Source organism: Intrasporangium flavum, from assembly GCF_001956915.1.
Classification (GTDB): domain Bacteria; phylum Actinomycetota; class Actinomycetes; order Actinomycetales; family Dermatophilaceae; genus Monashia; species Monashia flava.
Map to the genome: position 1 here is coordinate 62,891 of NZ_MLJO01000007.1, position 25,334 is coordinate 88,224.

24 protein-coding genes are annotated in these 25,334 nt (G+C 69.1%); 5 read left to right on the forward strand and 19 right to left on the reverse strand.

Annotated elements, in window-relative coordinates; genetic code table 11:
• Nucleotides 1-4 precede the first annotated feature (4 nt).
• Complete coding sequence (locus tag BIV28_RS06280; RefSeq protein ID WP_076260359.1) at nucleotides 5-1,819, forward strand: DEAD/DEAH box helicase; 1,815 nt, start codon at nucleotides 5-7, stop codon at nucleotides 1,817-1,819.
• 157 nt (nucleotides 1,820-1,976) lie between these two features.
• On the forward strand, nucleotides 1,977-2,537 hold the full coding sequence (locus BIV28_RS06285) for an NADPH-dependent FMN reductase (protein WP_076260256.1): 561 nt from the start codon (nucleotides 1,977-1,979) through the stop codon (nucleotides 2,535-2,537).
• Here the strand turns inward: BIV28_RS06285 and BIV28_RS06290 are convergent.
• The 11 genes from BIV28_RS06290 to BIV28_RS06340 all read right to left on the reverse strand — a co-directional run bounded on the left by BIV28_RS06290 (nucleotide 2,527) and on the right by BIV28_RS06340 (nucleotide 13,373).
• Nucleotides 2,527-3,465, reverse strand: a complete 939-nt coding sequence (locus BIV28_RS06290) for a glycosyltransferase family 87 protein (protein WP_083707090.1) — start codon at nucleotides 3,463-3,465, stop codon at nucleotides 2,527-2,529. The two genes, BIV28_RS06285 and BIV28_RS06290, sit on opposite strands and share 11 nt — an antisense overlap.
• Nucleotides 3,462-4,895 carry a hypothetical protein gene (locus tag BIV28_RS06295; RefSeq protein WP_076260260.1) on the reverse strand — a complete coding sequence of 478 codons (1,434 nt, stop codon included), beginning with the start codon at nucleotides 4,893-4,895 and terminating at the stop codon, nucleotides 3,462-3,464. Before BIV28_RS06295 ends, BIV28_RS06290 begins: the two co-directional genes overlap by 4 nt.
• A gap of 8 nt (nucleotides 4,896-4,903) precedes the next feature.
• Nucleotides 4,904-5,821, reverse strand: a complete 918-nt coding sequence (locus BIV28_RS06300; protein ID WP_076260261.1) for a type II secretion system F family protein — start codon at nucleotides 5,819-5,821, stop codon at nucleotides 4,904-4,906.
• Nucleotide 5,822: 1 nt separating this feature from the next.
• Complete coding sequence (locus BIV28_RS06305) at nucleotides 5,823-7,817, reverse strand: type II secretion system F family protein (RefSeq protein ID WP_076260263.1); 1,995 nt, start codon at nucleotides 7,815-7,817, stop codon at nucleotides 5,823-5,825.
• Entirely contained in the window at nucleotides 7,814-9,190 is a 1,377-nt protein-coding gene (locus BIV28_RS06310; RefSeq protein WP_076260265.1) for a TadA family conjugal transfer-associated ATPase, read from the reverse strand. Before BIV28_RS06310 ends, BIV28_RS06305 begins: the two co-directional genes overlap by 4 nt.
• The gene (locus BIV28_RS06315) at nucleotides 9,187-10,362 is read right to left on the reverse strand and encodes a CpaE/TadZ family protein (RefSeq protein ID WP_076260267.1); all 1,176 of its coding nucleotides are present in this window, start codon (nucleotides 10,360-10,362) and stop codon (nucleotides 9,187-9,189) included. The genes BIV28_RS06310 and BIV28_RS06315 overlap by 4 nt, the downstream gene beginning before the upstream one ends.
• Complete coding sequence (gene cpaB, locus BIV28_RS06320) at nucleotides 10,359-11,156, reverse strand: Flp pilus assembly protein CpaB (RefSeq protein ID WP_076260269.1); 798 nt, start codon at nucleotides 11,154-11,156, stop codon at nucleotides 10,359-10,361. The genes BIV28_RS06315 and cpaB overlap by 4 nt, the downstream gene beginning before the upstream one ends.
• Before the next feature lie 48 nt (nucleotides 11,157-11,204).
• A complete protein-coding gene (locus BIV28_RS06325; RefSeq protein WP_207555813.1) occupies nucleotides 11,205-12,416 on the reverse strand; it encodes a pilus assembly protein TadG-related protein in 1,212 nt (403 codons plus the stop codon).
• A 5-nt stretch (nucleotides 12,417-12,421) separates the two neighbouring features.
• Nucleotides 12,422-12,802 carry a TadE/TadG family type IV pilus assembly protein gene (locus BIV28_RS06330; protein ID WP_242652796.1) on the reverse strand — a complete coding sequence of 127 codons (381 nt, stop codon included), beginning with the start codon at nucleotides 12,800-12,802 and terminating at the stop codon, nucleotides 12,422-12,424.
• Nucleotides 12,803-12,898: 96 nt separating this feature from the next.
• The gene (locus BIV28_RS06335; RefSeq protein WP_076260275.1) at nucleotides 12,899-13,069 is read right to left on the reverse strand and encodes a Flp family type IVb pilin; all 171 of its coding nucleotides are present in this window, start codon (nucleotides 13,067-13,069) and stop codon (nucleotides 12,899-12,901) included.
• Between the two features lie 121 nt (nucleotides 13,070-13,190).
• The gene (locus BIV28_RS06340) at nucleotides 13,191-13,373 is read right to left on the reverse strand and encodes a Flp family type IVb pilin (RefSeq protein WP_076260277.1); all 183 of its coding nucleotides are present in this window, start codon (nucleotides 13,371-13,373) and stop codon (nucleotides 13,191-13,193) included.
• Between the two features lie 305 nt (nucleotides 13,374-13,678).
• Here BIV28_RS06340 and BIV28_RS06345 point away from each other — a divergent pair, with 305 nt between their 5' ends.
• Complete coding sequence (locus BIV28_RS06345) at nucleotides 13,679-15,019, forward strand: hypothetical protein (protein WP_076260279.1); 1,341 nt, start codon at nucleotides 13,679-13,681, stop codon at nucleotides 15,017-15,019.
• A 10-nt stretch (nucleotides 15,020-15,029) separates the two neighbouring features.
• Here the strand turns inward: BIV28_RS06345 and BIV28_RS06350 are convergent, their stop codons facing one another.
• Together BIV28_RS06350 and BIV28_RS06355 are read right to left on the reverse strand one after the other, a co-directional pair.
• Nucleotides 15,030-16,097, reverse strand: coding sequence for an acyltransferase family protein (locus tag BIV28_RS06350; protein ID WP_076260281.1), 1,068 nt, complete (start codon nucleotides 16,095-16,097; stop codon nucleotides 15,030-15,032).
• 137 nt (nucleotides 16,098-16,234) lie between these two features.
• Entirely contained in the window at nucleotides 16,235-17,566 is a 1,332-nt protein-coding gene (locus BIV28_RS06355; protein ID WP_207555814.1) for a hypothetical protein, read from the reverse strand.
• Nucleotides 17,567-17,800: 234 nt separating this feature from the next.
• On the opposite strand from BIV28_RS06355, the gene BIV28_RS06360 reads away from it, so the two are divergent.
• Entirely contained in the window at nucleotides 17,801-18,559 is a 759-nt protein-coding gene (locus BIV28_RS06360) for a glycosyltransferase family 2 protein (RefSeq protein WP_341350196.1), read from the forward strand.
• Nucleotides 18,556-18,933 carry a DUF2304 domain-containing protein gene (locus tag BIV28_RS06365; protein WP_076260284.1) on the forward strand — a complete coding sequence of 126 codons (378 nt, stop codon included), beginning with the start codon at nucleotides 18,556-18,558 and terminating at the stop codon, nucleotides 18,931-18,933. Before BIV28_RS06360 ends, BIV28_RS06365 begins: the two co-directional genes overlap by 4 nt.
• A gap of 32 nt (nucleotides 18,934-18,965) precedes the next feature.
• Here the strand turns inward: BIV28_RS06365 and BIV28_RS06370 are convergent, their stop codons facing one another.
• The 6 genes from BIV28_RS06370 to BIV28_RS06395 all read right to left on the reverse strand — a co-directional run bounded on the left by BIV28_RS06370 (nucleotide 18,966) and on the right by BIV28_RS06395 (nucleotide 25,270).
• The gene (locus BIV28_RS06370) at nucleotides 18,966-19,925 is read right to left on the reverse strand and encodes a GDP-L-fucose synthase family protein (protein WP_076260286.1); all 960 of its coding nucleotides are present in this window, start codon (nucleotides 19,923-19,925) and stop codon (nucleotides 18,966-18,968) included.
• Complete coding sequence (locus BIV28_RS06375) at nucleotides 19,915-20,706, reverse strand: glycosyltransferase (protein ID WP_076260288.1); 792 nt, start codon at nucleotides 20,704-20,706, stop codon at nucleotides 19,915-19,917. Before BIV28_RS06375 ends, BIV28_RS06370 begins: the two co-directional genes overlap by 11 nt.
• On the reverse strand, nucleotides 20,699-21,718 hold the full coding sequence (gene gmd / locus BIV28_RS06380; protein ID WP_076260289.1) for a GDP-mannose 4,6-dehydratase: 1,020 nt from the start codon (nucleotides 21,716-21,718) through the stop codon (nucleotides 20,699-20,701). The genes BIV28_RS06375 and gmd overlap by 8 nt, the downstream gene beginning before the upstream one ends.
• A gap of 63 nt (nucleotides 21,719-21,781) precedes the next feature.
• The gene (locus BIV28_RS06385) at nucleotides 21,782-22,768 is read right to left on the reverse strand and encodes an NAD-dependent epimerase/dehydratase family protein (RefSeq protein ID WP_076260291.1); all 987 of its coding nucleotides are present in this window, start codon (nucleotides 22,766-22,768) and stop codon (nucleotides 21,782-21,784) included.
• The gene (locus BIV28_RS06390; protein WP_076260292.1) at nucleotides 22,765-23,964 is read right to left on the reverse strand and encodes a glycosyltransferase; all 1,200 of its coding nucleotides are present in this window, start codon (nucleotides 23,962-23,964) and stop codon (nucleotides 22,765-22,767) included. The genes BIV28_RS06385 and BIV28_RS06390 overlap by 4 nt, the downstream gene beginning before the upstream one ends.
• Nucleotides 23,965-23,968: 4 nt before the next feature.
• Nucleotides 23,969-25,270 carry a DegT/DnrJ/EryC1/StrS family aminotransferase gene (locus tag BIV28_RS06395; protein ID WP_207555815.1) on the reverse strand — a complete coding sequence of 434 codons (1,302 nt, stop codon included), beginning with the start codon at nucleotides 25,268-25,270 and terminating at the stop codon, nucleotides 23,969-23,971.
• Nucleotides 25,271-25,334: the final 64 nt, after the last annotated feature.

Consider the following 25,334-nt stretch of genomic DNA (forward strand, 5'->3'; position numbering starts at 1 on the left):
GACCATGACCGCCGATCCCGAAGCCGAAGCCCCTCCTTCGGAGCCCGGTCGGACGGAGGGTGCGGCCGTCGAGGCGGAGACGAGCTTCGCGGACCTCGGGCTGGACGACAAGGTGCTCAAGGCGCTGCGCGACGTGGGCTACGAGCACCCGTCGCCGATCCAGGCCGCGACGATCCCGGCCCTGCTCGAGGGCCGCCACGTCGTCGGGCTGGCACAGACCGGCACGGGCAAGACGGCGGCGTTCGCCCTTCCGATCCTCAGCCGGCTCGACCTGAGGCAGAAGTCGCCGCAGGCGCTCATCCTCGCGCCTACGCGTGAGCTGGCGCTGCAGGTGTGCGAGGCGTTCGAACGGTATGCCGCCCACCTCAAGGGCGTACACGTGCTGCCGGTCTACGGCGGGCAGGCCTACGGCGTGCAGCTGAGCGCGCTGCGCCGGGGCGTGCACATCGTCGTCGGTACGCCCGGCCGCATCATGGACCACCTCGACAAGGGGACGCTCGACCTGAGTGAGCTGCGCTTCCTCGTGCTCGACGAGGCCGACGAGATGCTCAAGATGGGCTTCGCCGAGGACGTCGAGACGATCCTGGCCGACACCCCGGACGACAAGCACGTCGCACTCTTCTCGGCGACGATGCCCTCGCAGATCCGGCGCATCTCCAAGAAGTACCTGCACGACCCGGTCGAGATCACCGTCAAGTCCAAGACGTCCACGGCACCGAACATCACCCAGCGCTACCTCACGGTGTCGTATCCGCAGAAGGTCGACGCCCTCACGCGCATCCTCGAGGTGGAGAACTTCGAGGGGATGATCGTCTTCGTCCGCACGAAGAACGAGACCGAGACGCTGGCGGAGAAGCTCCGGGCGCGAGGCTTCTCGGCGATGGCGATCAACGGCGACATCGCCCAGAACCAACGCGAGCGCACCGTCGAGCAGCTGAGGTCGGGAAAGCTCGACGTCCTCGTCGCGACCGACGTCGCGGCGCGCGGGCTCGACGTCGAGCGGATCAGCCATGTCGTCAACTACGACATCCCGACCGACACCGAGTCCTACGTGCACCGGATCGGCCGCACCGGGCGCGCCGGGCGCAGCGGAGACGCGATCTCCTTCGTCACGCCGCGAGAGCGCCACCTGCTCAAGGCGATCGAGAAGGCGACCCGGCAGTCGCTCGTGCCGATGGCGATGCCGAGCGTCGAGGACATCAACGCGACGCGCCTCTCCCGGTTCGACGACGCCATCACGGCGGCGCTCGCCACCGACCGCGTCGACTTCTTCCGCGACGTCATCGGGCACTACGTGAACGAGTACAACGTGCCCGAGGCCGACGTCGCGGCCGCGCTGGCCGTGGTGCTGCAGGGCGGCGAGCCGATGCTGCTCGAGCCCGAACCGGTCCGTCCCGCAAGGACGTTCGACGATCGTGATCCGCGCGGCCGCCGTGACGACCGCGACACGCGAGGCCGCGGCGACCGGGAGGGCAGGGGCGGGGCTCGGGGCGAACGGGACGGGCGTGGCCGGCGCGGCCCGTCGTCGGGGCCGCTGGTCGGCTACCGCATCTCGGTCGGTCGTCGGCAGAAGGTCGAGCCTCGCCAGATCGTCGGCGCCCTCGCGAACGAAGGCGGCCTGGGACGACAGGACTTCGGCCACATCGACATCCGCGCCGACCACTCCATCGTCGAGCTGCCGGCGACGCTGCCGCCCGGCACGTGGGAGAAGCTGCGCTCCACCCGCATCTCGGGTCAGCTCATCGAGCTGACACGCGACGACGGCTCGCGTCGCGGCGGCTTCCAGAAGAAGCCCCGCACCAAGGGCAGCCGCGCCTGAACAGTCGCGGCGGCCCGTCAGCTGGCACATGTCCGTTTCGCTTCCGCTCTGCGGGACTGGTCGTGGGCCCTGCGCGACGGGGGCTACGGGCACCCAGCGCCGATCCGGGCGAGCTCGATTCGGACTGAGGTCCGGTTGCGTGGTATTCGTTGACACCGTGAAGCAGCTTCGTGTCGTCGTGTCCAGCACCCGTCCCGGCCGCATCGGCCCCGTGGTGGCCGAGTGGGTCGCCGCCCAGGCGCCTACGGACGAGTGGCAGGTCGAGATCGTCGACCTGTCGACCCTCCCGTTCTTCGACGAAGAGGACATGCCGAAGAACGGCAACTACGCCAAGCCGCACACCCTGGCCTGGGCCAAGCAGGTCTTCGAGGCCGACGCCGTCGTCGTCGTGACGCCGCAGTACAACCGCAGCTTCCCGGCCCCGATCAAGAACGCGGTCGACTACCTCTTCGCCGAGTGGCACGCCAAGCCTGTCGCCCTCGTCGGCTACGGCTGGACCGGCGCGACCGACGCCACGGCCGACCTCACCAAGGTCCTCGGCCACGTCAAGGCCGACGTCGTCGGCTCCACCGGCCTCGTCTTCACCCAGGACGTCTCCCCCGCCGGCGAGTTCACCGTCACCGACGAGCGCCGCGCCGAGCTCGCCGAGCTCCTCTCGACCCTCGCCGCCCGCGCCGACGCGAACGCCGACACCGACGCGGACGCCCTCAGCGCCTGAGACCCTTCGCCGACGCGGCGGCCACTGAGTCGCGTCGTAGTCGCGGGACGGCGGCGAGGAGGATGAGGACGCCGCTCGACCAGAGGGGCATCGCGACGACCATCGCCACTGCGAGCCACGCGGGTTTGGAACGGTGCGCCGCCCACGCGGCCAACGCCACGGCCACCGGAAGCCGCACGACGAGCGGCGGATAGAACACCTGGGTCGGCGGGGTCGGGGCACCGACCAGGAAGTCGAGCCACGCCGCCCAGAGCCCGGGCGCCGCGAGGTACGAGGCGAGCACGACGGCGGCCGTCGCGCCGAGACTCACTGCGAGAGAGCGCCACTCCCGGCGGACGGCGAACCACACCGGGCCCAGCCCGGGCGTCACCTTGGTCAGCAGCGGGAACGCCCACGCCCAGCCCCCGCGACGCTGCAGGCCGACGACGCACGCGACGGCGAGGAACGCCTCGATGTTGCCGATGACGAGGGCCGGCGGCACGACGTAGAGCAGGGTGAGCCAGCGCCAGCGCGGAGGCAGTGGCCAGAGCAGCCAGACCAAGGCACCTGCGAGCAGGCACGACCACACCGCGAGGAAGGCCGGCCACGGCAACAGCGTCAGCGGCCAGATCAGCTGCGCGAACGCCGGCGAGTAGTTGAACGCGTCGGGGGTGCCGGGCGGGACGCCGTACGGCGACACCCGCCAGACCGCCCAGTAGGCGTGCGCCGAGTCGGTGCCGAAGGTGTCGAGGCGGCTGAGTGCCAGCACCCACAGCGCCACGGGCAGGCTGACCCAGAGCGCGAGACGGACGACGCGGCCGAGGTCTTCACGCCGACCCCCAAGCCCGCCGGACGCGTCAGGCGGGCTGGATGTGCCCGGCCTGGCCGGCGCTACCGGGGGCGTCGCCGCGTCGTCGAGCTCGGCGCGCTCGCCACTCGGCCTCGTCATCGCGGCTCTGCCAGGAGAACGTAGCCGTCGCCCGCGGCGGTGCGGGTCCAGCTTGCGCCGGTCATGAGTGTCAGGACGCGTGAGTCGTTGGCGAGCAGCGCTGCGTCACAGTGCAGCTCGGTCGGGTACTCCTGCCAAACCGCGGCACCGGTGACGAACCGGTGGTAGGACGCGATGCGCTCGGCCGTGCGGATCTCGACGCGGGTGTCCATCGTGGGACGCAGCGTCGGGTGCGCCCACTCGAGCCAACCCCCGACGGCCTCGTCGCTGCACACCACGGTGCCTGCGGGAAGCGCGGACAGCGGACGGTCGAGCGTCGGCGCTCCGAGCGCCGGGCGTGACGCCACCGACGGCGCCAGCAGCGCGACGAGGGCCAGGGCCGCGGCCGGCAGGACCACCGTGGCCACCCGCTCACTGCGCGCGACGGGCTCGCGAGGGACAGGCAGGAGCGACTGCAGCGCAGCAGCCGCGAGAGGGGCCACGATCACCGCGGCCAGGGCCACAGTGCGCGAGTGGGAGAACGCCAGGTACACGGCCACAGCCGCGAACAGCGCTGTCGTCCAACGCAGCTCACGGCGCCGGACGAGGACGGCGACGGGCACGAGAAGGGCCAGCGTGGCCCAGAGACCGGGGTCGCCGAGCGAGGTGGCCTGCCACTCGCTGACGAACGGCGTCACGTCGGCCACCTGGAACGGCGACAGGAACAGCCGCGGACCCACTGGGGTCACCGCGGCGACGGCGACCGACAGCACCGGCACGAGCACGAGCCTCGAGGCCCGTCGCAGACGCCAGCGCCCGTCGAGCACACCGCCGACGACGGCGAGCACGCCGATGCCCGGGCCGACGAACCACATCCCGTGCGAGCACGCCCACAGCCACGTGATCGGCACCAGCCACCAGCGCGCCCGGCCGTCGGCCAGGGTGCGCCACCACGCGTCGACGCTGAGCGCCGCCAGGCCGAACGTCACCAGCTGCGGGCGCGGGGAGAGGCTGCCTCCCATCGCGACGAACGCCACGGCCAGCACCAGGGCGGTCACGAGGGCCGACGACCGCCGCCGACACGCGACCCACAGGCAGACCCCGACGAGGACGGTCGCGAGGCACAGCAGCCACGCGACGCCCGGCAGCCCGAACGCCGCATCGGCGCCGTGGAGCAGCACCTCGGGCATCCACTGGTTGAGGATCCATGGCCGCTGGGCTCCAGCACCGAACGGGTCGTCGAGGACGAACTGGCCGGTGCTCAGCAGATGCTCGCCCGCACGCAGGTGCCAGAAGGTGTCGGGGTCGCGCACCGGGCCCAGCGACTTGACGGCGAAGAGCGCGAGGACGGCACCGGGCAGGAGCCAACCGATGCGCGCGACGGGCGAGTCCCGCCGCGCGCCGGCCTCGGCGCCCCGTTCGAGGGGTCGGGCCTCGGGAAGAGCGACCACGGTCCCGGTCAGCCGCCGCCGAAGGCCTTGGCCATGTTGATCGCGCCGGGGCCGATGATGACGATGAAGAGGGCCGGCAGGATGCACGTCATGAGCGGGAAGAGGATCTTGATGGTGACCTTCTGGGCCTTCTCCTCCGCCTTCTGCTTGCGCACGAGGCGCATGTTCGCGGTCTGCTCGCGCAGGACGGCCGCGATCGGCAGGCCGAGCCGGTCGGCCTGGACGAGGGCCGTGACGAAGTTCTTGACCTCGGGAAGGGTGACGCGGTCACCCATGGCCGAGAAGGCCTCGCCGCGCGACTTGCCGATCTGGATCTCGGAGATGACGCGGGCGAACTCGCCGGAGATCGGGCCGTCGACGTTGCGGGCCACCTGCAGCAACGCGGCGTCGAAGCCCTGGCCGGCCTCGACGCAGACGGTGAGCATGTCGAGGGCGTCGGCGAGGCTCTTGCTCGTCTGCTCCTGGCGGCGCATGCCGGCGTTGTAGAGCAGCAGGTCGGGCAGGAAGAAGAAGACGGCACCGAGCAGCAGGCCGTACACGACGCTGACGAGCGTGAAGCTGCCGTAGACAGCACCGAGCACGATGCCGAGGAGCAGGCAGACGCCCTTGGCGCCCATGATCCGCTCCACCGTCCAGGGGGACGGGTTGCCCGCTCGGTCGAGCATCAAGGTGAACCGGTCGTCGGTTCCCTTGGGCGACAAGGCCATCGCCAGCGACTTGGTGCGGTCGAACACGGGGGTGACGAGGCGGTCCCTCGCGCCGAGGTCGGCGGTGACGACGGACCGGCTCGTGACGCTGTCCTCGATGAGCATGAGCGACTTGGCGACGCCGCGCGGCTCGCTCGTGCCGAACGACATCGACAGCACGGCGACCATCAGGCCGATGGCGACGAGCGCGGCCGCGACGTAGACCGGGTTGACGTTCATCTCAGACCTCGATCTTGACGACGTTGCGCATCCACACGACACCGACCCCGAGGGCGACGAGTCCGCCGATGCTCATGAACAGGCCGATGGTCGTGGTCCACAGCAGGCTGACGTAGTCGTAGTTGACGCGGAGCATGTAGAAGAAGAGGAAGATCGGCAGGGCGATGAGGATGTAGGCCGACAGGCGCCCCTCGGCCGACAGCGTCTTGACCTGGCGGTGCAGCGCCTCCCGCTCACGCAGCGTGTTGGCCGTGGTGCGCAGCGTGTCGGCGAGGTTGCCGCCGACCTCGCGCTGGATGCGGATCGCCATGACCGTCCAGTGCATGGCGCTGCTGTCGAGCCGGTGGCCGACGCGCTCGAGCGCGTCCGACAGGTCGGTACCGATGCGGGTCTCGGCGAGCGCGCGGCTGAACTCCTTGCCGCTCGGCTCGGCGGCGTCGCGGGCCACGGCCTCGAGCGCCTGCGGGAGGCCGAAACCGCTGCGGAGGCTCGTCGAGACGAGCAGGAGAATGCCGGGCAGCTGGGACTCGAACTTGGCCGCACGGCGGCCGGCGGCGATCCGCAGGAAGGCCGGCATCCCGATCACCCCGAAGACCGAGCCGAGCACGAGCCCGACGATCTTGGCGTCGCCGGCGAGGAAGAAGCCCACCGCGGCGCCGACGATGACGGCGACGATGCGCAGGATGAGCCACTCCCCCGCCCGGAAGGGCAGGTCGGCCTTCTCGATGAGTGCCATCGTCTTGCTCGTCGACTTGCGGTCCTTCATGACCCGGTCACCGATGTCGAGCAGCTGGGCGGTGATGGTGCTCTGTGCGGCCTTCATCTCCTGGCGCGACAGCCCCATGTCGGTGCCCGCGACGTAGGTCTCGATGGCCGCGACGCGTCGCTCCTTCTTGGTCTGAAGGGTCGGGGTCAGGGCCGCGCCGATGCCGGCGAGCAGGGCGACGCCCAGCAGGCCGGCGGCGATGAGCGGGGTGCGGTCGCTGTTCGTGACCGGGGCGAGCGCGACGTCGGTACCGCCGGCAGCCACGGCCGGGGCGACGGAGCCGCTCGGCGTCGGGGTCGGCTTGGACGGCGTCGCGGCGGGCGCGGCGAACGACGTCTGCTTGGCGAAGGTGAACGGCTGGCCGCCGGCGGTGCCACTGATCGTGTACTCGTGCGCGCCGTCGAGGCCCTTCGGCACCTCGATCGTGACCTGCACCTGCTTGTTGAGCGCCTGCGCGGACGTCTGGAAGGCCGACGCGACCGCGGCCGAGTTGTCGGCGGCGACGACGGAACCGCCACTGGCAGAAGCCAGCTGCTGCAGGGCCGCGCTCGCCTTCGGGTCGTTGGTGTTGAAGCGCACGACGTCGACGCGGATGTCGGCCGCCTTGAGCTTGGCGACCGTGGTGGCCAGCGCCTTGGCCGGGTCGTTCGCGATCGTGTCGGCGCCGTCGCTGAGCAGCATGATGCTGCGGTCACCTCGGGGACCAAGGCCGGCTACGGCGTCCTGCACGCCCTCGTAGAGGCTGGTGGACCCCCGCGAGGCGAGCCCGTTGGCCACGCGCTGGGCACCCCCACGGTCGAGCGTCGGCGGCAGGTCGATGCCCGCGGTGTCGGCGAAGGAGCCGACGCCGACCTTGACGTCGGAGGGCACCGTCTTGAGGTAGGCCGCGACCGCCTTGCGCACGGTCAGCATGCCGGCGACGCCCATCGAGCCGCTCGTGTCGATGAGGATGATCGAGCGACGGTCGCGCTTCGGCGCCTGCTTGACGGCCACCGGGTAGTCGACGCCGTCGATGGTCACCTTGAGGCTCGACGGGTCGACCTGCACGTCGGACTTGCTGCGGATCGTCAGCACACCGGTCAGGGTCGACGCGTCGCCCTGGCTCGTGCCCGAGACGCTGCTGAGGCCCACGGTGACGGGGTCGTCGGCGCGGGCGGCCGAGGGCAGGGCGAGCAGCCCGGCCGCAGCAGCGGCCAGGACGAGCGCGAGTCGACGACGTCCCGCGCTCACAGTCCGGTCCGGGCGAACAGCGAGACGGGCAGCTCGACGCCGACGTCGGCGAGGTCCTGCGCGAACTTCGGGCGGATGCCGGTGGGCTGGAGCGTGCCGAGGAACCGGCCGTTCTCGTCGCGCCCGGCACCGTAGTTGAAGGTGAAGATGTCCTGCAGCGTGATGACGTCGGACTCCATGCCGACGACCTCGGAGATCGCGGTGATCTTGCGCGAGCCGTCCTTGAGGCGCGACTGCTGCACGATGAGGTCGACGGCACCGGCCACCTGCTCGCGGATGGCGCGCACCGGCAGCTCGACGCCGGCCATGAGGACCATCGTCTCGAGACGGGCGAGGCTGTCGCGCGGGCTGTTGGCGTGCACGGTGGTGATCGAGCCGTCGTGGCCGGTGTTCATGGCCTGGAGCATGTCGAGCGCGGCGCCGTCGCGGATCTCACCGACGATGATGCGGTCGGGGCGCATGCGCAGGGTGTTCTTGACGAGCTCGCGGATCGAGATCTGGCCGCGGCCCTCGATATTGGCCGGACGGGCCTCGAGGCGCAGCACGTGGTCCTGCTGGAGCTGGAGCTCGGCGGCGTCCTCGATTGTGACGATGCGCTCGTCGTGCGGCAGGAAGGAGCTGATGACGTTGAGCGTCGTCGTCTTTCCGGAGCCGGTACCGCCGCTGATGATGATGTTGCGGCGGCCACGGACGCAGGCCTCGAGGAAGTCGCGCACCATCGGCGTGAACGTGCCGAAGGAGATGAGGTCACGGTCGTTGAACGGGTCGGCGGCGAACTTTCGGATCGTCAGCATCGAGCCATCGAGGGCGATCGGCGGCACGACGGCGTTGACACGCGATCCGTCGGGGAGGCGGGCGTCGACCATCGGGCTCGACTCGTCGACGCGCCGGCCGACGCGTCCGACGATCTTGTCGATGGTGCGGCGCAGGTGCGCCTCGTCATTGAATCGGGCCTCGACGGGGAAGAGCTTGCCGTCGCGCTCGATGTAGATGTCCTCCGGGCCGTTGACCATGATCTCGCTGACCTCCGCGTCGCGGAGGTAGGGCTCGAGGGGGCCGTGGCCGAGGATGTCGTCGCTGACGTCCTGGGCGATGCGCGTCCGGTCGGAGTGCGACAGCGGCGTCTGCTCGGAGTCGATGACGTCCTGGAGCGTCTGGCGCACCTGGGCGGCGAGCTCGCTCTCGGCCAGGTGCGGGTCGTAGAGGCGCGGGCCGAGCGACTCGACGAGCGCGGCGTGCACGCGCTCCTTGACCGTGGCGAACGGGTCGACGTTGCGGCGCTTGGCCGGCGACTCGGCGCCGTAGCCGTTGGTCGAGTGGTCGACGACCTGTGCCGCGCGGGCGCGGTCGAGACGGTCTGCCAGGTTGCTCATCGCTTGCTCCTCAGGAGGCTGAAGCTGCCACGCTTCGCACCGTTCTGCATGTCCTCGCCGAACCGGCGTCGGATCTCGTGGTCGGCGAGCTCGCGGATCGCCATCGACACCGGGTTGCGCGGCTCGTCGATGACGAGCGCGACGCCGCGGTTGACCGACGCCGGGACCGTGAGGCTGTTGGGCACGTTGGCCGAGATCGGCGTCTTGAGGGCCGCCTCGACGTCGTCGGGCTTGAGGCCGACCTTCGCGTCGGAGCGGTTGAGCACGATCGTGCGGGCCTCCTTCGAGGCGCCGAGCGTGTCGAGCGTGTTGATGGCGATGCGGAGGTTCTTCACCGCGGGGATGTCGAGCGTCGCGATGAGGACCGTGAGGTCGCTGACGTCGAACGACGCGAGCACGTGCTCGGTGAACGACGGCGGGGTGTCGACGAGGACGTAGTCGTAGAGGCCCCGAGCGACGCGGAGCAGCTCGACGACGACGTGCGAGGGCACGCGGTCGGCGTCGGCCGGGTCGGCAGGTGCGGCGATGACGTCGAGGCTGCTGTCCGGGTGCGTCGTGACGACCGACTGCACGCCGGCCTCGTCGAGGTGCCCGCTCATCGCGACGACGTCGCGGACCGACCCGCGCGGCTGCAGCTGGAGGCTGATCGCGACGTCGCCGAACATGAGGTCGAGGTCGACGAGGAGCGTCTTGGCGCCGGTGGACGCGAGATAGGTGGCGAGGTTGGTCGACATCGTCGTCTTGCCGACGCCGCCCTTGGCCGAGAAGACCGTGATGACCTTGCCGTCGCGGCCGCCGGTGACGGCGCTGTGGCCCGAGAGCTGCTGGGTGAGCGCCATCGAGCGGCGGACCGCCTCGGCGAGCGCCGTCTGGTCGTCCGCCTGGACGACCTCGCGGACGCCGCTGCGCAGGGCCTGCGCGAGCGCCGTCACGTCGAGGCGGTGCCGGAGCAGGATGACGCCGAGCTCGGGGCGGTCGATGCGCTCGCGCTCGGCGAGCTCGCAGGCCAGGTCGAGGTCGATGTCGGGCCCGATGACGACGAGCGCGTGGTTGCGATCCTCCTCGAGTGCACGGCTGACGCGTGGGCCCGAGGTGAGCAGGACCGCGTCGCCCCCGAGGGCGAACCGGTACGTGTCGACGGCTTGGGGGTCGAAGTCCCAGAGGATCGTCATTGCGAAGTCACCGCATCTCTCAACTGGAGGTCCGTGACCTCCTGCTTCGGGTCGATCTGGACATCGGAGCCTCGAAGTGCAGCGTAGAGCGTTCGGTTCTGGATGCCGTGGATCAGCAGCGGGGCGTCGGTCGGCTTCACGGCGACGGTGACGAGGAACCCGCCGGCGGCGCCCTGCGACGTGGGCGACTGGCCCTCGGCCAAGGGTTGGGCCGCCGCGCCGGACAGCGGCGCGTCACCCATGGCGATGACGGTGACGTCGCCCATGAGGAGGCTCGTGCCCTTGACCTGGTTGTCGTTGAGGATCTTGGCCTCGGGCGTGTTGCTGAGGTCCTTGATCGTGTAGCTCTGGTAGATCGCGATGTGCGAACCGGGCGTCACGAACTTGCCGACGCGCGCCGGGTCGGACAGGGACAGCGACACCGCGAGCATGCCGCTCGGGACCTCGATGGCCTTGGTGCCGGCCGGCTGGGTGCCGAACCGGGCCGCGAGCAGGTACTCGCCGGCCTGGACGTCGTTGACGGCCAGCAGCGCGTTGTTGTCGGCGTTGATGTCCTGCAGCGCCCCCACCGGGACGGCCTTGGCCGGCACGTAGGTCTGGGCGATGAGGCCGGTGCGTTGCGCGTCCTTGAGGCTCGTCCCTGCCGGGATGATCTTCTGCGCGACCCAGACGGGGGCCGGCGACTGCTCGGCGATGGCGCGGGCGTCGGCGTTCTGCGCGTACATGACGACCAGCGCGCCGCCACCCACGGCCAGGACGACGGCCACGAGGATGACGAGAATGCGACGGTTCATGAAGGGCTCCCCCCGACTAGCTGTTGATCGAAAGACGTTGTGTGGCGGTCAGCCCGCCGGCTTCACGACGGTGATGCCGTAGTTCGGATCCGTCGGTGTCGGCGGAATGATGTCTCCGGCTGGGATGAGGTCCTTGAGGAACCAACCCGACAGGCACCGCTGCGAGTTGCTCGTGCCGCAGAGGCCATTCGGCGGACGGACGCTGTTCTTGCTCCCGTTGGTCAGACGCCAACCGCTGAGGTAGAACGCGGCAAATCCGGAGATGTGGTAGTACGTGTTGTTGCCCGAGCCCGAGTTGCAGTTGTCACCCGCGATCGGCGCTCGGCCCGGATCGCTGTTCATCATGCAGTCGAAGACCGGGATGTAGACGATGGTCCCCTGCAACGGGTCGAACTGCGCCGTGCTGCAGCCGTTTGCACCGGTGTCGCCGTGGACCCACGCGTTGTCGGCGATGACCCCCGAGCACGGACCGGTGATCCCGTCGAGCCAGGCAAAGCCACCTGGCGCGGTGCCGCCGGGGCTCGACGTGTCACACGTCGTGTCGTTGCCCTTGGCGAAGACCGCATCCTCGGAGCTTGGCCAGCGCGGACGGGTGTCGGTGTCGGAGTAGCCAGGCCATGCTCCAGACGGGCCGACGGGGTAGTTCGTGGCACCGGGCCAGCCCACCTGCGAAGACCAGTCGCACTCGGAGATGGAAAGTGAAAGAACCGTGATCTGGGTCGGCTGCCCGGGCCCGTAGGCCGCCCGCGAACACGCCGTGACCGTGCTCCCGGAGCTGTTGGTCAGGACCTTCGCGAACGGGGTGAGAACGGTGTTCCCGCCGCCGACGTTCAAGGTCGTCGTCTTGACCTCGACGTAGGGGATGGCGCCGCTGAGCCAGCTCGGCTTGGGCGTGCACTTGGTCATGCTTGCCGCGTCGGGCGTCTCGCACGTCGTGGTGATGGTGGAGATGTTCGCCGCGCACACGCTGCTGACCGTCGACTTGCCGTCCTGGGCATTGAGGCCCGCCAGCGGCTGGACGGCGGTTGCGGCCGTGGTGTCAACCGGAGAAGTCGAGTACTTGCAGCTCTGGTCGTTGACGCCACACAGCTGGGCCAGGGCCAAGGCTGCCGCGTCCGCACCGTTCTGCAGCTGTCGCCGCTCTGACATGAGCGACCCGACGTCGACGCTGATGGCGAGAGACCCCATGAGGACGCCGAACGCCACGACGACGCTCACGATGACTGCGACCGCACCGGCGTCATGACGACGGCGGCTCACCTTCCTCAGCCCCCACATCTCATGACTCCCGTCGCCGCGACCGGACCGTTGAGCCTGCTCCAGTTGCCACCGACCATGCGAATGGCCGGCCCGAGGATGATCCAGTTGAAGGGGGCGGTGACAGTGACGGACGCGTTGGTCGTCGCGCTGGCAGCACAGGTACTAACGCCCTGCACCGCGATGCCCGGGGCGGCCCCGGCCGCTGCCATCGCTCGAGCGGTGATCGCCGTCATGTCGGCGGCGGCTGGGTTGGGGTACATCACCGCGGCGCGGACACCTTCGCGGCTCGCGTTCGTCACCTGGATCTGGACGAAGAAGTAGCGCCCGAAGTCGACGATGCCGCCGAGTACGAGCAGCAGCACGGGGAGGACGATCGCGAACTCCACCGCTGACGCGCCACGTTCACTTCTGGCCATGCCAGACCGCCCTCCCCGCGCTGATGCGCCTATGTCGTCCCCGGCCCCCCGGCGTGGACGTCGAGCTCAGACTTGCGTCGCGACGTTGTTGAACGTCTGCGACAGGTTGTTGCCGAGCAGCGTCACCGCCGCGATGATCACGACGGCGATCAGAGCAACCATGAGGCCGTACTCGACGGCCGTGGCTCCGCGGTCGCCGTTGAGGCGGACTTGGAGCTTCGATGCAAGCTTGGTCATTGGGATGCGCTCCTCGTACGTGTGGGTGAGTGCCAGACGTGGTGCTGATGTGTGGCAGCCCGTCCCCCGACGACGAGCCGTGTCCGGGCGCCGGCCTGTGGAGCCGGCGCCCGTCACTGGATCAGACCTGGGTCGCGACGTTGTTGAACGTCGTCGACAGCTTGTTCCCGAGAAGGGTGACGGCCGCGATGATCACGACGGCGATGAGGGCGACCATGAGGCCGTACTCGACGGCGGTCGCGCCCTTCTCGCGGTCCATGGCGCGGCTGAGACCCGTCTGGAGCTTGGCAGCAAGCTTCGTCATTGTTCTTTCCTCCCGATGGTGCAGGGCCACCCGATGTGCCCCCCGCTGAACAGAGAGTAGGTGGGCGTTGACGCCGTGTCCCGAAAATGCTTGAAGTTCTCATCACCCACACAAAGAGGTGTCAACCGGACGCGCCGGGTGGCAGGGTTTGAACGAGGATTTCGATGGGTCTCCGCCGCTCGTGGAGGCACAGCGCGACGGACGGAGCAGGCATGTCGGGGCAGGCATCTCGGACCCGTGATGCATCGGCGGTGACGCCTGCCTCGGCGCCCGCCACGGCGGGAACCGTCGCCTGCTGGGTCGCTGTGTTCACGCTGACCGCCATGGTCGCGGCCTTGTCCAGGACCGGCTCCGACGCTTTCTGGCCGGTGGCACTCGGCAACCACATCAGGGAGGCAGGCGGAGTGCCCACGGGCGTGCCATTCGCTGCCGCACCGACGTCCGGCTGGGTCAACACAACAGTTCTCGGGCAGCTCGCATTCTCCGCGATCGGTGCGGCTGGAACCGTGGGATTGATTGCAGGCCAAGCGATCTCGGTGTCTGCGACGCTCGCTCTCATCGCCTGGGATGCGCTTCGGCGCGGGGCGCCGGCAGCGCGCACGATCCTCGTCATCGTCGTCCTCGCCGTGGGCGCGGCCACCGCGTTCCTCGTCGCTCGGGTGCAGCTGCTTTCACTCGTCCCGTTCGCGCTGCTGCTTCTCCTGCTTCGGTATGACCACGAGCACCCTTCACGCAGAGTCTGGTTCGTGGTGCCGCTCCTAGCGCTGTGGGGGAACCTCCACGGGGCGGTCCTCATCGGCGTGGCCGTGACCGGCTGCTACCTGCTCTTCTCCAGCCTTCGCCGCGATCCGGTCGTCACCGTCTGCCTGGGGATCGCCACGCTGGTGGCCGCCTGCGCGAACCCCGGCCTGTGGCGGGCGCCGTCCTACTACCTGGGCGTCCTTGGTGGCGAGGCAACCTCAGACGCGTCGGGGATGTGGGGGCGCCCGAACCTCGGAAACCCCTTCGACCTCATGACGATCGCTGCCGGGCTGATCCTCGTCATCATGGCGGCGCGAGGTCGACGGCCGGTGTGGGAGTACGTCGCTCTCGCCGGGTTGATCGTCGGCACGGTTACGGCGTCCCGGAACGGCGTCTGGTTGCTCCTGCTGGCCGCCGGCGCCGCAGCGACCTCTCGCCGTCACGCGTCCCCGGAGACGGGTGTCATGGTGGGCGATCGACGGACGCCCCGCGACGGGCGGCGCAACACCCTGCTCGCCGGAACAGTCGTGGCCCTGGGAGCGGTCGCCGTCACGAGCATCTTGGCCGTGCGCGCACCCGCTCTGCGCGCCGCCGACGATGACATCGCTGCCGCAGCCCGTGCCGCATCAGGCAGGGTCGTCCTCGCCCCGGAACCCGTTTCCGAGCAGCTGGCCGCGACGGGCGCAACGGTGTGGGTCAGCAATCCACTGGACGCCTTCGAGGCGCAGGACCAGGCCGCATACCTGGCGTTCCAACGCGCGGATGCGGCGGGAGCGGCGCGCGCCCTCGAGCAGGCCCAGGTGGTCATCGCACCCGCCGGGTCGGTCCACGCCTCCGTGGCGCTCGATCACGGGTACGAGGAGAGCAAGCGCATAGGCGGGTGGGTCATCCTCGTCCGTGGCTGAGGGCCCCGCCTCAGCCGAGCGCTGCCGACGCACCTGGCTCGACGCGCACTGGCCGCCTCCGCGTCCAGGCACGTCGGATCGCCCGTTCCAGCGGCGCCTCGACAAGCTCGTGCAGCAACGCCGCAGCCGCAAGACTGACGAAGAGCACGGACAGGATAGCCAGGACGGCATCCGTGCCCTCCGAGGTCGTGAGGGGAGCGCGAAGGACCGAGAGCACGGGGCCGTGCACGAGATAGAGGGCGAACGACCACTCTCCGAGCCGAACCCAGATCCTCGTGGCCAGGACGAACGGCCTGCCGTCGAGGTCACGCACCGCACAGGCTGCGATGAGAAGCCCAAAGGGCAAGGCAAGGACCGCGCTGTAGAACCACTGCCGATCCGTGCCGTTGAACTGCTCGTGCTGCACCCACGACAGCACCGAATAGCCGCCGCACAGGACGAGCAACATGGCCTTCACCCCGCCCGGCGGTCGCCAGCCCCGGCGCAGGGAGAGGCACAGCAGGATGCCGATGAGGAAGTCAGAGAAGCGGACCATCGGCAGGTGGAAGAAGTAGGACCCCACCCCTGTCTTCGACGCCGTGAGCGCAGCAATCGCAACCACGGCCGATGCCAGGAGCGACGCCTGCAGCAGCGGCCGCCTGACGACAGCGACGGCTCCGATGGCGAATGGGAAGAGCGCGTAGAAGAACGCCTCGCACGACAGGGACCAAGCGGCGCCCACGACCGAGTAGGCCATCCACTGCTGCGGCCACCAGGCGTGGACGAGCGAGGCATTCGCCACCACCGCCGACAAGGGCTGCTCGCCCCGGTCGATGACCAGCATGAGGGCGATCGTCGCCAGGTGCAGCGGGTAGATCCTCGCGAGACGCTTCACATAGAAGTCGCGCGCTGTCATCGCGTCGTTCCACGAGTACGTCAGGACGAAGCCGCTGAGAACGAAGAAGAACGTGACGCCGACGTAACCGAGCTCCGCCGGCCGAAGCAGGCCTATGTCGGGCCTCAGCACTGCGACGTGGTGCAGCAGCACGAGCAACGCTGCTACTGAACGCAGCCCTGTCAGACTCCTCAGGTAGTGCACGTCTCCCCCTCATCCACGACCTTGAGGGCGAAGGTAGGAGGGAGCGGACATCAGTGTCCGGCAAATGAATCCGATAGAGCGGTAATTCAATCCGCATATCCTGCTATTCACGGACATATCGGACTCACCCGATGTCGTTAAGGGGCGGGTCGAGCCTCGGACGTGAAGACGACGACGATGTTGTGGGCGTACCACCATTGCCCGATCAAGAGGGCCACGAGCAAGAGCCCGACCCAGATGATCGATCGCTTCGAGGCGGTCCGAGGCGTCCCCGCGAGCAGCACCGGCAAGGTGGGCACGAGGAGCAGGTAGCGCAGCACGGCGGGAAGGATCGGGGTCATCGCGAAGAGGAACGCTGGGTAGGCCACGGACCAAGCGCGCAGCTCGGGCGCCCATACGCGCCCGCGGCGACCCACCATGTTCAGCGTCACCAGAGCGAGGAAGAGCAGGAGGAAGACTGGGCCGAGGACCCCGAAGAGGTGGAACGAGTCCTCGAACCATCCGAGGTAAAGACTTCGTTGGCCGGCGCTGCGCTCCATGCCCGCCTTGGTGCCGATGAAGACCGACGCGAGGAGCATCCACGAGACGAGACCGAACACGCTCACGAAGGCGACGGTGAAAAGGCCCAGGGCCTCCTTGAGCCTGCCCGCCCAGAAAGCGCCTTCGGCCCGCCACCGGAGATAGGCGTGCACCGCCACGGCGAGGAGGAGGGGGAGCGTCACGATGCGAGTGAACGACAACGCCAGCACCGCTACAGCAGCCCACCAGTAGCGACGATCCACCAACAGGTTCAGGGCGGCCATCAGGAACAGCAGGGCGAGCGACTCGCTATAGCCGATCTGCAGCAGCGGCGCGCTGATGAAGAAGCTGGAGAAGAGGACGGTGATCGTGGCCAGGTACCGACCGCCAGTGCGGACCACGAGCCGGTAGATCAGCACCGCGGCCGCGGCACCAGCAAGACAGCTGACGATCGTGGCCGCGACCGGGAAGGAGAGCGTCGTGACCCCCATCAGGGCCCTGACGATCATCGGATACGCGGGCGGGAAGGCCCACGTCCACAGAGTGTTGCGCGTATCGGCGGCGGACCCTCCGGGCGCGGGCAGCTCGTAGCCGTCCGTCGCTATCCGCCGGTACCACTGGGCGTCCCAGTTGGAGACGATCCCGAAATAGCCGGGGTCAGCGGGCTCGGCGTCATAGACGTAGTAGTCGATGCGAGTGCGGGTCAAAGCAACCTGGTCGTGCGCCGCCATGACGAGGAACACGGTGTCGACAAGTCGGGAAGCCGCGAAGACGACGAGCGGCACCCAATAGGTGACAAGGAACAGGCGGACACGCGCAGCGACGCGTGCAACGGCGCCGGTTGTCCGCCGGGCGCTCGCAGGACCTGTCACGTGAGTGGTGGACACGGCTTTTGCTGACGGCATGCGCTGGCGCTCCTCCCCTGGGGCGTGCTGCGTCTCGTACCGCACCCCGTCCATCCGGACCGGACGAGTCCCGGCGAGCATAGGCGAAGCCAGTCCTCGCTGCGCCGATTTGCCCGCTTCAGTGGTGGGCTCTCCTGGCCTGAGGCCGGCCGCCGATGCCTCCGCAGTGCCGGGTGACCCTCCGGCCAAGTTGTCCCAAACGCCGGACACGGCTGCACATCGACCGGCACCATGGGCGCAGACCAGAGGACGTGGACTGCCCAGGGCAGCGGGGGAAACGTGATCGAGAGCATCAGCCGGGACGACGCCGGAGGCGTCGACCCACGCGTCCTCGTCGTCATGCCCGCGTACAACGAGGGCGCCTCCATCGCCGTCGTGCTCGCCGAGGTACTCGAGAACCTGCCCGACACTGACGTCCTCGTCGTCGACGACGGATCACGCGACGACACTGCGCGCATCGCTCGGCAGTTCCCGGTCCGGGTCGCCTCGCACCCTTTCAACGTCGGCGTCGGGGGTGCCATGCGCACCGGATTCCGCTACGCGGCCGAACGCGGATATGCAGTAGTCATCCAGATCGATGCCGATGGCCAGCACGTGGCCGAGCAAGCGCGAGCGCTCATCGACGCAACGTCGATCGCCGACGTCGTCATCGGCAGTCGCTTCGCCTCAGGAGACGGGTACGAGGTGCACCCTGTGCGCTTCGCCTCGATGCGTGTGGTCGCCGGCCTCATGAGCCGGGTGGTGCGGTCCCCCCTCACGGACTCGACATCGGGGTTCCGCGCCTTCTCGCGCTCTGCGATCGAGCTGTTCGCGCAGCACTACCCGTGTGAGTACCTCGGCGACACTGTCGAGTCCCTCGTCCTTGCCCGCCGGACCGGCCTTCGCGTGGTCGAGGTGCCGGTCTCGATGCGTCCGCGCCTGGGCGGCACGCCGAGCCAGAACACGATCGCCTCCGTCGGCTATGCCGGCCGCGCAGTTGCCACGATCTTCCTCGGCCTCGTGCGCCCTCGGCCGGTCATGACCGGAGTCGTCCGTTGACCGGCGGCTTCGGGTTCGCCCTCGCGGGAGCGGTCATCGTCGTCCTGACCATTTTCGAGATGGTGAGGCGCCGGTACATCCGCGGACGGTTCGCGGTGACGTGGACCGTCGTCGGGCTCATCACCACCCTCATGGCGCTGGCACCTGGTTTCCTCGACTGGGCAGCATGGATCACCGGTGTGGCCGTCCCCCTGAACCTTCTGTTCTTCATCGGGTTCGTCGGCCTGCTGCTGATCCTCATCCAGCTGACCGCCGAGGTAGGACGTCTCGAGAAGAAGCTTCTTCGGGTTGCCGAGGAGGCCGCGCTCCAACGTCTCGACAACGAGCCCCGACGCGATCGGTCAGGGAGCAACGGCACTCAGAAGCGCGACTGACGGCCGACATCGAGCCCGGCGGACCGGTTCGCTCAGGGTGAGTCCAGTGCCGCGAGGTACGCGGCATACGTCTCGGCCAAGCCGTCGCGCAAGGGGATTCGCGCGCTCCAACCCAGGGCTTCGAGGCGAGAAACGTCGAGAAGCTTGCGCGGCGTACCGTCGGGCCGGCCGGCATCCCACTCGATGCTGCCCGTGAACCCGACCGTTTCGGCGACGAGGCTCGCGAGATCGCGGACGCTGAGGTCGCGCCCGGTACCGACGTTGATGGGAGCAGGGTCGTCGTAGTGCTCGAGCAGGTGGAGCACTGCCGAGGCGAGGTCGTCGACGTGGAGGAACTCGCGCAGCGGCGCGCCCGTTCCCCAGTTCGTGACCGACGCTGCCCCATTGGTTACCGCCTCGTGGAAGCGGCGGATCAGCGCTGCGAGCACGTGCGAGGACTCGGGGTCGTAGTTGTCGCCTGGACCGTAGAGGTTGGTGGGCATGACGCTGATCCACCGGTGGCCGTACTCGCGCCGCATGGCCTGCACGTGCATGATGCCGGCGATCTTGGCGATGGCGTACGCATCGTTCGTCGGCTCCAGGGCCCCCGTCAGCAGGGAAGACTCCGCGATCGGCTGGTCCGCGAACTTCGGGTAGATGCACGAGGACCCGAGGAACAGCAGGCGCTCGACACCGCTCGCGTGGGCCGCGTCGAGCACGTTGACCTGGATCCTGAGGTTGTCGGAGAGAAACTCCACCGGACGCGTGCTGTTGGCGAGGATGCCGCCGACCCGGGCCGCCGCCACGACGACGTAGCGTGGTCGGATCTCGGCGAAGAACTCGAGAACGGCGTCGCGGTCGCGCAGGTCGAGCTCGCCCGACGAGCGGCCCACGAGATCGGTGAACCCGTCGCGCTCAAGGCGCCGCCACACGGCGGACCCGGCGAGCCCGCGGTGGCCCGCCACGTAGAAGGGAGCATGTCGGTCGAGAGGACCGGGCGCCTCAGTCGACATGACGACCCGCCCGTGCCCGCCGGGAGAGCTGCTTGGAGACCAGCGTGATCGCCAGCCGCACCGGCGCGTCCCAGACCGGGGCCAGCGGACGCAGCGGACCGGGCAGGTGACGCCGCTTGACCTTCTCTGCCTCGGCGATGGAGATGCCGCGATTGGCCACCGTGAGGGCGTCGGGGTGCCACCGGTAGGACGCGATGCGCTCGCCGGTCGTGAGGAACCGCCCCTGCCGGCGCAGCCGTAGAAACATGTCGAGGTCCATGACGAACCGCAGGCCCTCGTCGTAGGCGCCAACGGCACGAATGGCCGGCAGACGCGTGAGCGAGGCGGGCTGTGGGATGAGGTCGGGCCCCCAGGCCAGCACTCGGCGAGCCCATCGTCCGGCCCGGCTCACGGCGAAGACCCGGCCGGCATCGTCCATGTAGTCGCAGGCACCGAAGGAGACGACGGCGCCGTGGTCGGCCTCGAGCAGGTCGGCGAGGGTTCGCAGGCCCGTCGGGTAGAGCTCGTCGTCGTCACCGATCCAGGCGAAGTAGGACTCTCCGTCGGCCGCCTCGATGCCTGCGTTCACAGCGGCAGACAAGCCCCTGCGCGGATCGTCGACCACGAGAGCGCCGAACTCCTTCGCGATCGCCCTGGCCTCCGTAGCCGTCGCCGGGACTACGACGACGAGTGTCGTCGAGATACCTTCCTGCGCACGGACGCTCGCGAGAGCCGCCCCGAGCGTGTCCGTCCGCTCACCGAGGGTCGGGACGACCGCCAGGACGCATCCACGGTCAGCCATGCGCCCACGCCCGGTGGACCCACGGCGATCCCTCTGACTGCAGCGACTCGATGTCGGCGTCGACCATGATCCGAGCGAGGTCGGGAGTGTGCACCTTCGGCACCCAGCCGAGCGTCCTCTCGGCGACCGAGGCATCGCCGATGAGCGCGTCGACCTCGGTGGGGCGCAGGTATCGCTCGTCGAAGCGGACGTACTTCTCCCAGTCGAGGTCGGCGTGCTCGAACGCGAACTGGACGAAGTCGCGGACCGAATAGGCGCTGCCCGTCGCCACGACGTAGTCGCGCGGCTCGTCGTGCTGGAGCATCAGCCACATCGCCTCGACGAACTCCGGTGAGTAACCCCAGTCGCGGACGGCGTCGAGGTTGCCCAGGTAGAGGTCGTCCTGGAGTCCCGCCTTGATGCGGGCCACGGCGCGAGTGATCTTGCGCGTCACGAAGGTCTCACCGCGGCGAGGGCTCTCGTGGTTGAAGAGGATGCCGTTGACCGCGAACATCCCGTAGGCCTCGCGGTAGTTGCGGGTGACCCAGTAGCTGTACACCTTTGCCGCGCCGTACGGACTGCGTGGGTAGAAGGGTGTCTCCTCGTTCTGAGGCGGAGGTGCAGCACCGAACATCTCCGAGCTGGACGCCTGGTAGAACCGGCACTGAAGGCCGATCATCCTGATCGCTTCGAGCAGTCGAATCGTGCCGAGGCCCGTGGTGTCGCCGGTGTACTCGGGCTCGTCGAAGCTCACGCGCACGTGTGACTGGGCCGCAAGGTGGTACACCTCGTCGGGGCGGACCTGGGCCAGGAGAGTCACAAGACGCGACCCGTCGGCGATGTCGCCGTAGTGCAGGAAGAGTTCGGCGCCGCTGTCGTGGGGGTCGACGTACAGGTGGTCGATGCGCGAGGTGTTGAACGTCGAGGCGCGACGGATGAGCCCGTGGACCTCGTACCCCTTGGACAGCAAGAGCTCAGCCAGGTAGGAGCCGTCTTGGCCGGTGATGCCGGTGATCAGGGCACGTTTCGTCACAGCGTTTCCTTCATCCGGTCGATGCCTGTCCACCCCACGCGGTGCTTGCGGACTCCGGTCATGCTACCCACGGGTCCTCCGCTCGAAGGGCGTGAAACCCGCAGAACGGGCGTCATCCTCGCCGGCTGCCCGCGCGGACTCCGTCGCGAAGTCTGCAAGGTCTCGCAGCGTCTCCTCCACCCCGTACGCCGGTACCCAGCCGGTGTCCTCGTGAAGTCGTTCGACGTCGGCGACGAAGACCGGTTGGTCGACGGCCCTGAGGCGGTCTGGGGCGACGGCCACCTCGACCTCTCGACCAAAGGCTGTCACCAGCCCGTCGAGCATGTCCCGCATGCTGCGCGGGATCCCGCTCGCGACGTTGTAGGCGCGGCCCGCACGGCCCGACTCCGCCAGAGCCACATATGCTCCCGCGACGTCACGGACGTCGAGGTAGTCCCGCACAGGGCTGAGATCCCCCACCTCGAGCCGGTCGGCGCCCTCGGCCAACTGCCGAGCCCAGTCAGCCAGGGCGTACCTGCCGACGTGTCCGGGGCCCGTGTGCTGGAAGCCCCTGGCGACGACGACGTCGGTGGCGTGCTGCCGCGACCACTGCAGAGCGATCACCTCGGCAGCCGCCTTGGACGCCCCGTAGGGAGTGACGGGCGCGAGCGGGGTGTCCTCACCCACGACGGCGCCAGGCCCGTCGAACCGGCCGTACGCGAAGGCGGAGCTGGCGAGGACGACTCGGGCGACGTCACCCGCCTTGCCCACGGCGTCCAGGACGGCGGCCGTTCCGAGCGTGTTGGTGCGGTACAAGGCCGACAGGTCCGGAGTCGTCACGGTGTCGACGATGGCCGCGAGGTGGAACACGACGTCGGGGCGCGACTCAGCCACGACACGTCGCACCTCGGCCCAGTCGGCGACGTCACATCGATGCTCTTGGACCCCCTCGATGCCGGATGGACGCGAGTGGACCGTTCCGGACACGTCCCAGCCGTCAGCGAGAAGACGCTCTGCGAGCCGGCGCCCGGTGAATCCCCCGACACCTGTCACCAGGGCGCGTCGGCTCACGAGTTCACCTCTTGGGAAACGGAATCCACGACCTTTGACCACGTGTACGTGGTTTCGATGCGCTCCCGGCCGGCAAGACCCATCTTGGATGCCCGCGCCGGGTCGCCCAAGAGCTCGGATAAGCGGGCACCAGTCTGCGCCGAGTCGGAGGGATCGACGAGGAAGCCGCTGACTCCGTCCTCGACGTCCTCGTCCGTGGCCCGGCTGCGAACCACTGCGGTGCCACAGGCCAGGGCCTCCTTGACCGGGAGCGACATCGTCGTTGCACCGGAGCCGGCCGACGTGCCCGTCTGGAGCAGTGCGGTGGCCAGCGAGTAGGCCCGCGGGAGGTCGGCGAACGGCAGGAAGCCCGCCATGACGACGCGGTCCCCGACGCCGTGCTCGGCGGCGAGGCGCCGGACCTGGGCCTCTGCCGCAGGATCCTCACGAGTGCTCGTGACGAGCAGTCGCGCTTCGGGGTTGCTGCGCGCGGCCTCCGCGAAGGCCAGCACGGCGAGGTCGGTGCGCTTGATCGGCGAGAAGTCAGTCGAGTGGACGACCCAGGGCCCCGGTCCCCAGGCTGCGACGAGATGCGCCACCTCCTCATCCGAGTAGGGCCGAAAGAGCTCGGTGTCGACACCGGCATACACCGGCACCGCATCACCTCGGCCGTAGACGCGTTCGATCTCGCCCTTGGTGGTCGCGTTGAGGGTCAGGAGCGAGTCGGCCGCGGTGATCCCGACGTGGTCCAGCCGTCCGTAGGCCATCCGCAAGCCTCGCAACAGGGCGCGCTTCGGACGCGGGTAGAGACCGATGACCTCGGCGTCATGGAAGAACGGGAAGGGCTCGAAGCACAGTGACACGTGCCGCAAGCCGAGGTCGCGGGCCACGCGGGTGGCGGCCCAGGGCATCGGGTAGAAGCTGGACACGAGGACGTCACCCGGCCGGACGAGCGAACGCAGCGCCTTCAGGTCTCGACGCAGAAACCAGGGGAAAGCCGCCCAGTAGGCGAGGCGCGTCGACGTCAGCCCGCCGATCTCGTTGAGGGTGATGCCCTCGGCGGCGTAGCGGTCACGCCACAACGGCGATGCGCTCTCGACGACCATCTCGACAGGTCGGACCTCGGCCAGGCGTCGCGCGACCTCGTAGATGTACTTCGTGCCTCCCGTTGGCAGCTCGAAATGGCTGTGCAGCCAGAGGACCCTGCCGTCCGCCACGACCTCAGACGCCTAGGAAGAACGACTGGAACGCGTCGATGATGTGGTCGAGCTGGGCTCGGCTCAGGTTGGGGTGGTTGCCGATAAACAGCCCCCGCTCCCCTACCTGCGTTGCTCCGACGAGGTGCCCCACTGTGCGGTGCGGGTTGTCACGGAAGGCCGGCTGGATCGCCAGGTTGCCGGCCACGATCGGACGCGTCGCGATGCCGCGCTCCTCGAGATGGGCGCTCAGTCGGCGTCGCACGTCGCCGCTCCTCGTCATCACGGTGAAGCCGAACCAGGTGCTGCGCCCACCACGCTGCTCGGTCACGAATTCGAGGTGCCCCGAGAGCCCGGACAGCGCGCCGAGCAGGTACTCGGCATTGGAACGCCGCCGGTCGTTGAAGGAGTCGAGCCGCTTGAGCTGGACGAGGCCGAAGGCTGCCTGCAGCTCCATCGGACGCAGGTTGTACCCCACGTTGACGAACAGGAATCGTGGGTCGATCCACGGGTTCGCCGCCTCGAACGCCTCCCGCTGGGCCATGTCCCGGGTCCACCCGTGCGCACGCATCGACCGAGCGAGGTCGGCGATCCCAGCGTCGTTGGTCACCAACATGCCGCCCTCGATGGTGGTGATGTGGTGCGAGAAGTAGAAGGAGTACGTGCCGCAGTCGCCGAACGCCCCCACCATCCGTCCGTCGATCGAGCTTCCCAGCGACTCGCAGGTGTCCTCGATGACACGCAGGTCGTGTGCAGCCGCGAACTCCATGAGCGGACCCATGTCGACCGGGTTGCCCAGGAGGTGCACGGGCATGATGGCGCGGGTCTTGGAGGAGAGGGCCAGCTCAAGGTCCTCGGGACGCAGGTTGAGGGTCTGAGGGTCGATGTCGACCAGAACGGGGACGCAACCGTGCTGGAGGATCGGGGAGATCGTCGTGGCCCACGTCACTGCCGGGACGATGACCTCGTCCCCCGGCCTCAGGGCACCGGGCAGCGAGGGGCTCGACAGCACGGCGAGCGCGAGCAGGTTCGCAGACGAACCGCTGTTGACCATGATCGCGTGTTCGGTTCCCACGAACCGGGCGAACTCATCCTCGAACTCGCGGACCAAGGCGCCCATGGTGACGTTCTGATCGAGCATCGTGCCGAGCGCCCCGCTGACCTCCTCCGCCCCGTAGAGCGGGACGGAGAGCGGACATGAGTCGGCAGGCATCGGCTCGACGAGGTCGAAGTACTCACCCAGCAGCCCGTCGATCTCGGCACGAATGGCCTTCTTTCGAACCGCAGCATCTGTGGGCACCAGCCGTGGCCCCTCACGTCCAGTCACCCGCGTGATGTTACCCAGCGACCCGTCGGATGGGCCGGAATTGAGCAGGTTGTCGGTCCGCTTC

Excerpts from the sequence above, each read along its gene's own strand:
- BIV28_RS06280 (WP_076260359.1), top strand. The coding sequence starts at position 5 with ATGACCGCCGATCCCGAAGCCGAAGCCCCTCCTTCGGAGCCCGGTCGG.
- BIV28_RS06290 (WP_083707090.1), bottom strand. The coding sequence starts at position 3,465 with ATGACGAGGCCGAGTGGCGAGCGCGCCGAGCTCGACGACGCGGCGACG.
- BIV28_RS06300 (WP_076260261.1), bottom strand. The coding sequence starts at position 5,821 with ATGAACGTCAACCCGGTCTACGTCGCGGCCGCGCTCGTCGCCATCGGC.
- BIV28_RS06310 (WP_076260265.1), bottom strand. The coding sequence starts at position 9,190 with ATGAGCAACCTGGCAGACCGTCTCGACCGCGCCCGCGCGGCACAGGTC.
- BIV28_RS06315 (WP_076260267.1), bottom strand. The coding sequence starts at position 10,362 with ATGACGATCCTCTGGGACTTCGACCCCCAAGCCGTCGACACGTACCGG.
- cpaB (WP_076260269.1), bottom strand. The coding sequence starts at position 11,156 with ATGAACCGTCGCATTCTCGTCATCCTCGTGGCCGTCGTCCTGGCCGTG.
- BIV28_RS06335 (WP_076260275.1), bottom strand. The coding sequence starts at position 13,069 with ATGACCAAGCTTGCATCGAAGCTCCAAGTCCGCCTCAACGGCGACCGC.
- BIV28_RS06340 (WP_076260277.1), bottom strand. The coding sequence starts at position 13,373 with ATGACGAAGCTTGCTGCCAAGCTCCAGACGGGTCTCAGCCGCGCCATG.
- BIV28_RS06370 (WP_076260286.1), bottom strand. The coding sequence starts at position 19,925 with ATGTCGACTGAGGCGCCCGGTCCTCTCGACCGACATGCTCCCTTCTAC.
- BIV28_RS06375 (WP_076260288.1), bottom strand. The coding sequence starts at position 20,706 with ATGGCTGACCGTGGATGCGTCCTGGCGGTCGTCCCGACCCTCGGTGAG.